12 protein-coding genes and 1 tRNA gene are annotated in these 11,387 nt (G+C 63.8%); 7 read left to right on the forward strand and 6 right to left on the reverse strand.

Annotated elements, in window-relative coordinates; translation table 11 throughout:
* Positions 1–454 (reverse strand): AraC-like ligand-binding domain-containing protein (locus PMI42_RS12590; protein ID WP_008134482.1); only part of this gene is annotated, 454 nt, incomplete at its 3' end.
* 150 nt (positions 455–604) lie between these two features.
* Here PMI42_RS12590 and PMI42_RS12595 point away from each other — a divergent pair.
* On the forward strand, positions 605–1,330 hold the full coding sequence (locus PMI42_RS12595) for an alpha/beta hydrolase (protein WP_008134485.1): 726 nt from the start codon (positions 605–607) through the stop codon (positions 1,328–1,330).
* A gap of 37 nt (positions 1,331–1,367) precedes the next feature.
* Here PMI42_RS12595 and PMI42_RS12600 read toward each other — a convergent pair whose 3' ends face one another.
* Positions 1,368–2,252 carry a LysR family transcriptional regulator gene (locus tag PMI42_RS12600; RefSeq protein WP_008134488.1) on the reverse strand — a complete coding sequence of 295 codons (885 nt, stop codon included), beginning with the start codon at positions 2,250–2,252 and terminating at the stop codon, positions 1,368–1,370.
* A 102-nt stretch (positions 2,253–2,354) separates the two neighbouring features.
* On the opposite strand from PMI42_RS12600, the gene PMI42_RS12605 reads away from it, so the two are divergent.
* From PMI42_RS12605 to PMI42_RS12615, 3 genes are read left to right on the forward strand one after another with little or no spacing between them, the layout of a single operon-like run.
* The gene (locus PMI42_RS12605) at positions 2,355–2,783 is read left to right on the forward strand and encodes a DoxX family protein (protein ID WP_008134490.1); all 429 of its coding nucleotides are present in this window, start codon (positions 2,355–2,357) and stop codon (positions 2,781–2,783) included.
* 12 nt (positions 2,784–2,795) lie between these two features.
* Positions 2,796–3,257, forward strand: coding sequence for a DsrE family protein (locus PMI42_RS12610; RefSeq protein ID WP_008134492.1), 462 nt, complete (start codon positions 2,796–2,798; stop codon positions 3,255–3,257).
* Positions 3,250–3,849 carry a TlpA family protein disulfide reductase gene (locus PMI42_RS12615; RefSeq protein WP_008134494.1) on the forward strand — a complete coding sequence of 200 codons (600 nt, stop codon included), beginning with the start codon at positions 3,250–3,252 and terminating at the stop codon, positions 3,847–3,849. The genes PMI42_RS12610 and PMI42_RS12615 overlap by 8 nt, the downstream gene beginning before the upstream one ends.
* A 7-nt stretch (positions 3,850–3,856) precedes the next feature.
* Here the strand turns inward: PMI42_RS12615 and PMI42_RS12620 are convergent, their stop codons facing one another.
* The gene (locus PMI42_RS12620) at positions 3,857–4,996 is read right to left on the reverse strand and encodes an amidohydrolase/deacetylase family metallohydrolase (RefSeq protein ID WP_008134495.1); all 1,140 of its coding nucleotides are present in this window, start codon (positions 4,994–4,996) and stop codon (positions 3,857–3,859) included.
* Between the two features lie 406 nt (positions 4,997–5,402).
* Here PMI42_RS12620 and PMI42_RS37455 point away from each other — a divergent pair, with 406 nt between their 5' ends.
* Together PMI42_RS37455 and PMI42_RS12630 are read left to right on the forward strand one after the other, a co-directional pair.
* The gene (locus tag PMI42_RS37455) at positions 5,403–6,281 is read left to right on the forward strand and encodes a hypothetical protein (protein ID WP_008134496.1); all 879 of its coding nucleotides are present in this window, start codon (positions 5,403–5,405) and stop codon (positions 6,279–6,281) included.
* Positions 6,282–6,455: 174 nt separating this feature from the next.
* Positions 6,456–6,911 carry a hypothetical protein gene (locus tag PMI42_RS12630; protein ID WP_035965447.1) on the forward strand — a complete coding sequence of 152 codons (456 nt, stop codon included), beginning with the start codon at positions 6,456–6,458 and terminating at the stop codon, positions 6,909–6,911.
* Here the strand turns inward: PMI42_RS12630 and PMI42_RS12635 are convergent.
* On the reverse strand, positions 6,874–9,663 hold the full coding sequence (locus tag PMI42_RS12635; RefSeq protein WP_008134500.1) for a patatin-like phospholipase family protein: 2,790 nt from the start codon (positions 9,661–9,663) through the stop codon (positions 6,874–6,876). The two genes, PMI42_RS12630 and PMI42_RS12635, sit on opposite strands and share 38 nt — an antisense overlap.
* A gap of 204 nt (positions 9,664–9,867) precedes the next feature.
* Positions 9,868–9,944: transfer RNA gene (locus PMI42_RS12640), tRNA-Arg, on the reverse strand.
* Between the two features lie 320 nt (positions 9,945–10,264).
* Here PMI42_RS12640 and PMI42_RS12645 point away from each other — a divergent pair.
* Positions 10,265–11,011: a hypothetical protein gene (locus tag PMI42_RS12645; protein WP_008134501.1), complete on the forward strand. Its 747-nt coding sequence runs from the start codon at positions 10,265–10,267 to the stop codon at positions 11,009–11,011.
* A 76-nt stretch (positions 11,012–11,087) separates the two neighbouring features.
* On the opposite strand, the gene PMI42_RS12650 is transcribed toward PMI42_RS12645, so the two are convergent.
* On the reverse strand, positions 11,088–11,387 hold a 300-nt coding region (locus PMI42_RS12650; protein ID WP_008134503.1), incomplete at its 5' end, for a tripartite tricarboxylate transporter substrate-binding protein.

Genomic DNA, 11,387 nt, shown 5'->3' on the forward strand with positions numbered 1-11,387 from the left:
CCCCCAGCCGGTCGCGCAAGGCGCGCGACGGCACCCAGAACGACGCGACTTCCAGGGTCGGACCGCGATCGTGCAGCAGCGTCACCTCGCGGTCACTGTCGACGATGCCGACCTGGCCGCGCGACAGGCTGACCTCGCGGCCATCCTGGAGCATGCGGCAGCGCCCGGCGAGCTTGAAGTTGAGATAGAAGCAGCTGTCACGCGAGGCGGCGATATCGGCACGCGACCGATTGACGGTGTGCTCGGGAAACATCACCCGGTTGATCGCGCCGGCGCCCAGCCCGATCGTCTCCACCTTGGCCGGGAAGCGCGACGTCGTCGCCGATTCCGGCGTCAGGTTCATGAATGCCTGGCAGATCGCTTCGCGGTAATAGGAAAACTGCTCGTCCGGCCGCGTCGCCGCGGTGTTCCAGACGACGTGCCGCGGCCGGCTTGGGGGATTGACCAGCTCCATCAGTTCGCTCCGAGACCAATCCGGTTCAGCGCCAGACAAGCGCGTGCATCCCGGCCGGTTCAATATGGCGGCAACAACGACAAAGACCGACGTTCAGTCGGCAAGGCCGTCGCCCTGCCGATCTAACCAGCCTTCCGAGGGAGCTACAATATGTCGACCTACGTTCTCGTTCACGGCGCCTGGCACACCGGTGCCGAGCTCGAGCCGGTCGCAGCGCCGATCCGGGCCGCCGGCCATCAGGTCCACCTCCCGACCATCAAGGGCAACCGCCCGGGCGATGCCAAGACGACGGGGCTGAAGGAAGCGATCCAGTCAATCGCCGACTACCTCGCCGAGACCAATCTGACGGACGTGATCCTGCTCGGTCACTCCTATGGCGGCATGATCATCACCGGCGTTGCCGACCTCGTCCCCGAGCGCATTCGCCGCCTCGTCTACTGGAACGCCTTCGTTCCCAACAATGGCGAGTCGCTCAACGACATGGTGCCGCCGCAGTATATCGGGCTGTTCGACATGATCGCGGCCGAGCGCGGCGACGGCTCGGTGGTGCTCCCCTTCCCGATCTGGCGCGAGGCCTTCATCAACGACGCCGATCTCGAACTGGCGCAGCGCGCCTATGACATCCTCAATCCGCATCCGCTGAAGACCTTCAGCGACAAGATCGCGCTGAAGACCAATCCGGCCGAGATGCCGCTGGCAAAGTCCTATATCAACTGCACCGAGGACACCGCGCTGCCGCACGGCTATCCCTGGCATCCGCGGCTGTCGGAGAAGCTCGGCTTGTTCCGCCTCGTGCAGGTGCCGGGGAGCCACGAACTGTGCTTCTCCGACCCGGCGCGCCTCGCCAGCGCGATCATGGAAGCAGGACGCGACTGACGGCGTCCACGCCGCTGATCTCGCGTGCCGTAAGGCGCTACCTCATCCGCTTGTCGGCCGCGACGAAGTCGATGAAGGTCCGCACCTTCGCGGAGAGATATTTGCGACTCGGATAGACCGCGAACAGGCGACCTTCGAACAGGACGTCGTCGGGCAGAATGTGCACGAGACGGCCGGCGGCGATGTCGTCAGCCACCAGCCATTTCGGCAGGAAGGCGAAGCCCATGCCTTCCAGCGCGGCCATGTGCAGCAGTGTCTCGTTGCCGCTGCGCAGGACCGGGTTGAGCTTGACGGTCTCGACCGTGCCGTTCCTGTTCAGGGAGAAGCTCTCGCCCGGATAGAGCGCATAATGCAGCAGGGCCTGGCCGGCGAGATCGGCGAACGTCGTCGGGCGTCCGGCGCGATCGAGATAAGCGGGCGCGCCGACCATATGGAACGCAACCTTGGTGATGGGACGCGCAATCAGCGCCTCGTCGGGCGCGCCGGTCGCGCGCAAGGCGAGGTCGAAACCCTCCTCGACCAGATTGACCATCCGTCCGCTGAGATCGACATCCAGGCACACCTCCGGATAGCGGGCCTGGTAACCCGCCAGCACGCCCGCGAACATCGTGTTCGCCATCCACACCGGCGCGGTCAGCCGCAGCGTGCCGCGCGGAACGACAGTCGCGTTGCTGACGGCGGCCTCGACCTCGTCGAGCGCGTCCAGCATCTGCCGCGCCTGCTCGAAATAGAGCGCACCGCTCTCGCTCAGGCTGACGCGCCGGCTGGTGCGGTTGAGCAGCCGCGTGCCCAGCCGCTTCTCGAGCTGCATCACATGCTTGCTCGCCATGGCGGGCGAGAGGCGCAGGCGTTCGGCTGCGGCCGCAAAGCTCTTCAGCTCCGCGACCAGGCAAAACACCCGCATGCTGACCAGGGAATCCATGAGATCATCAACACCAGGGAAATGAACCTATCCCGGAACACATAATGATCAAAAATGGAGAAACCATCAAATGGTGGCAACCCTCACTGTTGGAGAACCACCATGTCCACCACCACCTTCGAGACCGCCACCCCGGGCCGGGCCCTTCGCATTGGCCTCTGGGCCGCACAGGGCCTGCTTTTCTTCGTTTTCGCCTCGTCCGGGCTGGTCAAGCTGCTCACGCCGATTCCCCAGCTTGCGGCGATGATGCCCTGGGCCGGCCAGTATTCGGAAGCGTTCGTGCGCGCTATCGGCCTGGTCGATCTCGCCGGCGGGATCGGAATCCTGCTGCCGGCCCTGACGCGGATCCTGCCGCGGCTGACGGTGCTGGCCGCGCTGGGCTGCTCGGTGTTGCAGGTGTTTGCGCTCACCTTCCACCTCTCGCGCGGCGAGGCCGAGGTCACGCCGCTCAATGTCGTGCTGCTCGCGCTCAGCCTGTTCGTGCTGTGGGGACGGAGCCGCAAGGCGCCGATCGCGCCGCGCCAGTTCTGAGCGCCAGCCGCCATGATCTCAGCTAGCGGATGGTCCCGCAGAGGCCTGCTCGCAGGCGCGTCGATCCTCACGGCCGGCGGCACCGCCGCGGCCAGGGAGGACCGTCTCGCAGACGGCGTCGTCATCCTGGTCGACAGCAACGAGCCGTATGTGATGGGGCACGCGATCAGCTACTCGGCCAACCTCTCCAGGCACTTTGCCGACAGGGGCGCGAGATTGCTGATCGAGGTCGTGGCCAACGGCAAGGGCATCGACGTCTTCCGGGCGGACAAGACCCCGCTCCTCGATCCGCTCACGACGCTGCGGCAGTCCCTGCCCAATCTCAGCTACAGCATGTGCGCATCGTCGAAGGCGATCGCCGAAGCCAAGGAGCAGGTCTCGATCCCGCTGATTGCGGGCGCAAGCCTTGTCCCCTTCGGCATCGGCCGCGTCGTCGATCTGCAACTCAAGGGTTTTGCCTATATCCATGCGTGAGAAATCCCAGGCTCCCGGCACGGCGTTGTCGCGACGATCGATCCTGATGGCCGCGCCGGCCTGGCTTGCTGTCTCGCGCACGGCCCGTGCGCAGGACAGCGCCTGGCCGCCGGTGTTCGAGGCCGGCCGCAACCAGTTCACGGTGGTTCGGCCGCGCGCGGCGATGCCAGCGCTGCGACTTCAGGACCTGCACGGCCGGGACGTCGTCGTGACGGCGAAGCCGGGCCGCATCACCCTCGTCAATTTCTGGGCAACCTGGTGCGCGGCATGCCGGCTCGATCTGCCGACGCTCGCAAGCCTCGCCGGATCGCACCCCGACCGGGTCGACATCGTCGCGATCTGCACGGACACGAAGGATCTGCGCAAGATCCGCACCTTCCTCGGCGGCCTCGCCGTGCAGAACCTCGCCTGCCATGTCGATGCCTATGGCGCCGCGGCCGAAGCATCCGGCGCGATGTTCGGCCTCGTCGGCATGCCCATCACCTATCTCGTCGGAACGAGCGGCCGCGTCGAAGGCTATATCGCCGGCGCGCCCGAGTGGCTCTCACCCGCGGGCGCGCAGCTCCTGCAATTCTATCGCGCGCAGAGCTAGCGCTGCGTCAATTCGGATGCCACCAGCGGCCGCCGATGACGACGCCCTCGGAGACAATCTTACGGTCGCCGATCAGGTGCTCGCCGACGACGTCTTCATAGTCGAACTGGCCTTGCTTGACAGAGATCAGCGTAGCGTCGCCGACGCAGCCGGGCTTGAGGCTGCCGAGCTCGGGACGGCGCAGCGCCATCGCCGCGTTCACCGTCGAGGCCCCGACCACGTCCGAGAGCTCCATGCCCATGCACAAAAACTTCGACATGGTCGTGACCTGGTCGAAGGCCGGGCCGTCGATGCAGAGCTGGTGGATGTCGGAGGAGATCGTGTCCGGATAGAAGCCGTTGGCGAGCATGGCGCGCGCGGTCTTGAACGCGAACGAGCCCTTGCCGTGGCCGATGTCGAACAGCACGCCGCGCTCGCGCGCATCCAGCACCGCCTTCTTCACCGTGCCCTGCGCGGTTGCCGGCGTGTTCGGGAAGGGACGGAAAGCATGGGTGAGGATGTCGCCGGGACGCAGGCGCGCCAGCACCTCCTCATAGCTCGGCGGCGGATGGTCGATATGCGCCATCAGGGGCATGCCGACCTCGTTGGCGACCTCGAGCGCGATGTCGAGCGGCACGACCCCTGAAGTGCCCGAGGAGTGCAGGCCGACGCGCACCTTGATGCCGACGATGAGATCGCGATTGGCATCAGCCACCCTGGCCGCCTCGATCGGATTCATCAGCCGCAGTTCCTCGCTCTCGCCGACCATGATCCGGTGCGAGAAGCCGAAGATACCGGCATGCGAAACGTGCAGATAAGCGAGGATGCGGACCTGGCTCGGCTCGATCACATGCTTGCGGAAGCCGGCAAAGTTGCCGGGACCCGCGCTGCCCGTATCGACCGCCGTGGTGACGCCGGAGAGACGGCAGAATTCCTCGGCATCGATGCCGAGCGAGGTGCCGCCCCAATAGACATGGGTGTGCAGATCGATCAGCCCCGGCGTCACGATATAGCGCGACACGTCGCGCACATCGGTGCCCGGATCGGCCTTGAGCCCGCTGCCAACAGCTGCGACCTTGCCGCCGGCAAAGGCGACATCCGTCACGGCGTCAAGCTTCTGGGACGGGTCGACCACACGGCCGCCGCGCAGGATCAAGTCAAAAGGCATCATCATCTCCGACAACGTGGCACTCAACTGGTGAACGTCAGTCGGGCCGATGGCTCATTGCCTATATCAGCGCATCCCCCGGCGAGGCAAACAGCCCGCGCGATGACGTCGCTTGATCGGCTTTCCCGGGGCAGCCGTGCCTGCGCCGCAGGCGGGGATGAACCGGCCCGGGCGCGCGATCACGCCCCCCGGGGCGTCACGCTGATGGTTGCGTTCCGTGCGGAGAGCAATCATAGTGACGCTTGTTTCTTTCGCCAATTGCTCATTTTTTGCACGACGTGTGCCGCATTTCGCCGGGATCGGCCTCGGAGCGCATCACGCCAAATCGGTGATCTCAACAAGTCACGTCTCTGAACGAGTCACTGGTCTGAACAAGTCGCTGGTTTGAAATGGGGTGCCTGTCACCATGACGAAGATTTCGAATATCCTGTCGTTGCCGTTGTTTTCAATTGCACTGGTCTGGCTTGCTTCGACGGGCGTGTCCCGGGCCGACGATGCTTCCTGCGATGCCGTTGCCGGGCTGCTCAGCGCCATCACCGCCGAGCAGGAACTCTTCTACTGGAGTCCCGACAGAGCATGGAAGGCGGTGCCGGCCGACGGTCTCTCCCTGACGACCTCCGAAGCCAGGTTGATCTATGTCACGAGGGAGCTCTTCTCCAACGAGCCGAGATCGGGCGCGATCGTCGTCAAGACGGGCCGGACCATTGCGAGCGGCGCGATTGATCCGGACCCGATCCGCAAGCGGATCAGCCTCAATCGCCTGAGGCAGGAGGAGTTCGAAAAGTGCCAGAGGCCGCGCGACCTGTCGTCGTTCCAGGGCTCGGTCTCGGCGCGCGAATATGACTGGCACCACGATTATGGCTATGACGCGAGCGACAACAACGACGGTTACCGCCTGACCCAATTCCACACCGGATATTCCGGCCGGCGCGACCGGTGCAAGGAGACCGACAACACCACGTTCGATGCGCCTCTGCGCTGGGATTGGCGCAGCAACAGGTCCCAGTTTTCCTTCGACCCGAGCGTCGTCCGGGGCGGATTCAACAGCCAGATCATGGCCGGGCTGCATTTCAGCGGTGCCGCCGCGGTGGGATCGGTCGGGCTGGCCGACCAGCGGGTCGAAATCATCAAATACCGCACAAATGCCCAGAACGTGGCCTGCATTCCCGTCAGGATAAAGCTGACCGGCGCGAACTTCTTCATTCGTATCAACGACTTGGAAGGAGCCCCGGGCGGCGGCCGCCTGATCCGCGCGGACGAACTTTCGCGCCAGTTGAGGCGTTAATCCGTCCTTAGCCATGCTTGCCTAGAATTCTCGCCGGCGTGGTGTACGGTGTGGCCGAGGATCGCGATGACAGCAAACGGAATGGCAATGACATCGGCGAGCCATCGCGGCTCCGAGGAAAGCCATCACACGCGTGGCCGTCCGTCCCCCGTTTCCGCGATCTTCAACATAGGATTGCTGCTCGCGGGTTCCGTCGCCTTCGTCCTCGCCAAGTCCATCACCACGCACGGCCGGGTCCATATCGACGACGTCGAGTATTTGCTCGTCGGCCTCATGCCCCCCGTGCTGCTTTATGGTCTGTCCCTCGCGGCCGATCGGCTCATCATCGCTGGCAAGGATTCCATTGCACGAAGGCTCCTTGCGACATGGCTGCTCGCGCTTGCCGCGTTCTGCCTCAGCAAGGAGCTTCATGTCTATGAAGCCTTGAGGAGCGTGATTGAAGCGGCCGCCGGGATCGGGCGCGACGGAGCCGAGTTCGCCATGGCGTTCCTGCTCGCCAGCCTCGCCTCGATGGCAACGATGACCGGTTTCGTGGTGAGGGTGACAGAGAAGCGCAACGCCATCACGGTCAGCCTGGCGGCGCTCGTCGCGATCAGCGCGATGATGCACCTGCTGCTTTTGCCGCGCTGAGCTTCAAATAGTTCCGCCAGATCTTGTCCTGGGTCGGGAAGCCATTGGCTCCCGCGAGCGTCAGTTCCTTGATCATCAGCGCAGCACTGCGGAAACCGAGATCACGATAGGCCTCGAACTGCGTCGGATCGAAGAACTGATCCAGCGTGGTCTGATGCGGGAAATCCGGGTTGCCCGCGCGGTATCCCGAGGTCGTGAAATCGAGATCCCGGATCAACGTCGCCTTCAGATAGATGACGATGCTCGGCGGCGATCCGTCTTCGTACTCGACGCGTCCCACGACGTAGGGCGCCTGCGCGAAATGCGCCCCGGCAGGATAACCCACGGCCTTGTCGACCGGCACGAGACGATCGACGCCGAGGCCGTCAGGGAACGTCAAGGTCGCCTTGAAATCCTCCCTGATGCGGACCGCTGCCGATACCAGCGCCGGCAGCGCGATGGTCGCGTCGGCTTCGCCGTCGATCAGGATGATGACGCCGAGCTTGCGCCGCACCAGTTCATAGAGCCCGAGATTCTCGAAGTTTCCACCATCCGAAATCTCGATGAAGGCACTCGTCCTCGCGTGACCGAAGCCGAACAGGCCGGCCGTCAGTGTCGGACTCCAATAGACCGGCGTGCGCCGCCGCTTGCCCTTGCGCCCGGGATTGCCGACCCATATTCCGAGCCGCATGTTGAGGATGGTCATCACTGCGGAAACGAGGCGGTCGCGCGTCAGGCCGGTGCCAATATAGCCGGCGTTCGAATTGACCGCCGCGCCGGATGCCGCCATGGCCGTCGCGAGCGTGAGCGGACCGTAGCGCTTTGAATAGGACTCCGCGTCTTCCCAGCCCGTGGAGCGCGAACCGACGTAGAACGGGGACATGATGAAATTCTCACCGCCCCTGTTGACGATCTTCGGGTCCTTGTCTCTGACGATACGCCCGAACGTATTGATGATGGGATAGGGGACGGGGCCCGCGGTATGGGTCGCTTTGGAAAAGGAAGACCCGAGATCGAAGACGTTGAGGCTATCGGCCACAGGCGAATAGGTGGACCAGCCCTCGGCGACCGCAACCGGTGACGGCATGAAGGCTTCCATGAGCCGATCACGATAAAAGCGATGCAGGCCGACCTGGTTGACGTTGGCAAGAAAGCAGAGAAGAAGTGCGATCGGTATCGAAAGCACCGCGCCGTAACCGATCGCGGTCTTGGACATTTCGACGATTGGTTCCCGACTCCCCAGGACGTCGAACACGAAGACGGCTCCCATGTAGGTGACCGTCAGCGTGCCGTAAAGAAAAATACCCGCGCCGATGGGCGGAAAGACGCGGCCCGCTATTCCCTCATCGACTTTCCTGGCAAGAGAGAAATATCCATAGAGCGCGGAGGCCGCGCCGCTGAGGATCGAGAACAGCGCAGCAAATGCGACCGTAGGTCCACCGGCCGCGCTGACGGCGAGACTTGCCGCTTTTTCACCGGAAGCTTCGGTCGGCTGCGCGCAATTATTCCCCGTGTTCGCAGAACAATTTACGGCCTGAGCCAGCTTGGCCGCCGTCGATGCCGGCGTTGCGCTTTCGCCCGCCTTGCGGACGGCCCAGTACGGCAAGACGGGTAGCGAGCCGATGACCAGGACGACGACGCCGACCTTGAATGTGAGACCAAACCATTGCTCGAGCGTCCGCCGCCACCAATAACTGCCGCTCATGCGGCGCACCCTGGCGAACTGATCGAAACAGAACCTGATCACGAGAAACAAGCCGAGCAGCACCGACAGGACGACGAAGGGAGCTGTCGTGATGCTGATAAGATGCCGGTACATCACGGGCGGCGCGAACATCAGGGCCAGGCCGATCAGAGCAAGGGCGACGCTCTTGAGGCTCGGCCGGCTGGTCGAACGGGTCTCGCTGGGGACTCTGGTGAGCAGAGCAAAGACCAGCGACGCCAGGACGAAACAGGCGACGATCAGCACGTAGAGGGCAAGCGCCGTCGCATAAAGAGGCGGCAGCGCGAATTTGCACAACATGAGTTTGTCGTCGCACATCCCCCGGAAATATTGACGGTATCCAGGGTTCAGTTCGGACGACCAGGAGGGCAACAAGCCGGGAGACAGCTTCTGCACTGCCCACAAGACAAGCTCATTCCCGCCGTGGATGAGCAGAAACAATCCGAGCAGCAGCGGCAGCCAGACGATCAGGCTGATCAGCAACGTTCTCAGGACGACATAGAGGCCGGACAAGGCCGTTATCCCGTCGCCGGGCGTCAGATAGTTGCCGTGATTCCGGAGAAAGGCGAGATTGCGCTTCTGAATCTCGGTATCCTGGATCTTGGGATCGGACAGATGGCCGCAACCATAGGGAAAGGTTGCCGCGTCGGCGCCATAGGTCTCGGGCGCAGCAGTCGGTTTACCCGCAGGCTGCGCCTCGGCGGCTTCATCCTGACGAGCCTTGCTCCACCACCATTGCAGCGACGAGCCGATGTAGCCGCCGCCCGATACGGAGGACATATAGTCGATCTTGGTGAGCAGCCGGTGCGCGACCAGCGCCTGCAACGCGCCGAGGCTGAAGGTCGCGGAGCGAATACCGCCGCCCGACAGGCCGATGCCCTTCCAGTCGCGATTCTCGTCGTCCTCAGACCGCTGCTCGTGAGCCCAGGTGAGGTTTTCCCGTTCGCGTTTCAGGACGTCCTTTTCATGCAGCTCTTCGGGCGTAGCGACCTTTGTCTCGATGATCGCCGGCAAGGTGCTGGGAGATGCGGTCATGGGCAAATCGGCCATGGGGAATTCTCGAAATACGGACGAAAAAAATCAATGCACCACGCTAATCACGGCCAACCGCGATTGCAACCTTGGCAGGAAGGAATTCAACGCACCACTTCGTCGCACATCCGGGATATGTCCCAGCGTACCGCGGCACTGGTCGAGCGACGCCACGCACACGGTACGACGGCTTGCTCGCGCGGATGTCCTGGGTCAGGCAATTGGCGATCCCGGCATGACTCGAACATGCGACCTACGGTTTAGGAAACCGCCGCTCTATCCGGCTGAGCTACGGGACCGCGGAACCCGCCGGTGAGACGGGTTGCCTGGAGGCCTACATATCAAAGCGCAAGCAGAACCGGAAGCCCTCACGCCAGTGCCGCGCCCGGGCTCCAGCCCGTTCTCGAGCCGATGTGGACGGCTCCTCCGATGAACATGCCGCGGCTGCGGGCTCCTGGAACGCATGCGTCCCGGCTTTGGCGTCGACCGGAGCTTCACGCTCACTTCACGCCGACTTCACGCCAGAAGGTATTCACTGACAGAACAGCATCCTGCGGTTGAATTCGCGCCATCGCAGAACGTGGCGCTTGGTTCGGTCTATCAATTGGAGAAGATGGCCATGGAAGTCCGTCAGAGACTGCTTATCGGATGTCTCGGCGCTCTGACGCCGATCATCACCAATCTGCTCGTCGTCGACCTCAACACGACCCTGACCAGGCTCAGCGTCCTCGAGGGCATGACGTACGGAATTCGGCTGTTCGCCTTGTGCGCGGCGGCTTGCGTCGTCGTGTATCTGAACAGCGACGAAGAACGGCCGGTGAAATTGTTTCAGCTTGGCATCATGGCGCCGGCGCTCTTGACCAGCCTGATCAACGGCGCCGCCATTTCTATCAAGACCACCGGTCAGGCTCCCCAGGGTCAGACCGCAGCGCTGCTGCCGCAGAAGACGGAGATCCTGGCGCTGATCGGACGTGCCCACGCCGATCCGGCTCCCGCAGCGAGCGGCGAGGCGAGCGCCGCGAAGGACTGCCTCCTGCCGGCGGAGTTGAGCACGACCCAGCAGATCTTCAAGGGACTGATCGGGCTCGTCCCGGACAACAAATGGTATGTGGTCATCGGCTCCTATGCTGCGCTGGCAAGCGCGAACCAGGATGCGTCGGAGATTCGCGCCCGTTTCGGCACCAAATACGCGGTCGCCGTCTGTAAGCCGCTCGGAGGCCCCGACGTTCAATTCCGCGTGGTGATCGGCGAGAACCTCACCTACACCGACGGCACGCGGCTGAAGCTCGACGCCATTGCCGCCGGCCTCCCCAACAGCACCTGGCTCTGGAATCCCGTCGACATGGTCAAGGCGATCCAGCGCTGAACCATGCACTGGCGCTGCGCGGACTGCCGAACCGGAGCGGACGAGTCCGCATCCCGGCCTCGCGACGGTGGACCGCTCACGCCCTGATATTATTGTCCTTCACCACCTTGCCCCAAGTGGCGACCTGCTTGTCGAAGAAGATCTTGAAGGCGGGGCCGTCCTCGAGCAACAGCGTCATCTGCTGGGTTTCCTTGAGCTGCGCGGCGGTCGCGGGCTCGCTCAGGATCTCCTTGGACGCCGTCGCGATCGCCGACACAATGTCGGGCGGCGTGCCCGTGGGTGCGAAGATGCCCCACCAGGCCAGCGTCTCGAAATCCGGAAAGCCCGCCTCGATCGCGGTCGGCGTATCCGGCAAGGCCGGCAGCCGCTCGCGGCC

The sequence above is a fragment of the Bradyrhizobium sp. YR681 genome, from assembly GCF_000282615.1.
Classification (GTDB): domain Bacteria; phylum Pseudomonadota; class Alphaproteobacteria; order Rhizobiales; family Xanthobacteraceae; genus Bradyrhizobium.

Coding starts and splice junctions, on each gene's coding strand:
- PMI42_RS12610 (WP_008134492.1), top strand. CDS start 2,796: ATGATCTCAGCTAGCGGATGGTCCCGCAGAGGCCTGCTCGCAGGCGCG.
- PMI42_RS12645 (WP_008134501.1), top strand. CDS start 10,265: ATGGAAGTCCGTCAGAGACTGCTTATCGGATGTCTCGGCGCTCTGACG.
- PMI42_RS37455 (WP_008134496.1), top strand. CDS start 5,403: ATGACGAAGATTTCGAATATCCTGTCGTTGCCGTTGTTTTCAATTGCA.
- PMI42_RS12600 (WP_008134488.1), bottom strand. CDS start 2,252: ATGGATTCCCTGGTCAGCATGCGGGTGTTTTGCCTGGTCGCGGAGCTG.
- PMI42_RS12595 (WP_008134485.1), top strand. CDS start 605: ATGTCGACCTACGTTCTCGTTCACGGCGCCTGGCACACCGGTGCCGAG.
- PMI42_RS12615 (WP_008134494.1), top strand. CDS start 3,250: ATGCGTGAGAAATCCCAGGCTCCCGGCACGGCGTTGTCGCGACGATCG.
- PMI42_RS12620 (WP_008134495.1), bottom strand. CDS start 4,996: ATGCCTTTTGACTTGATCCTGCGCGGCGGCCGTGTGGTCGACCCGTCC.
- PMI42_RS12605 (WP_008134490.1), top strand. CDS start 2,355: ATGTCCACCACCACCTTCGAGACCGCCACCCCGGGCCGGGCCCTTCGC.
- PMI42_RS12635 (WP_008134500.1), bottom strand. CDS start 9,663: ATGGCCGATTTGCCCATGACCGCATCTCCCAGCACCTTGCCGGCGATC.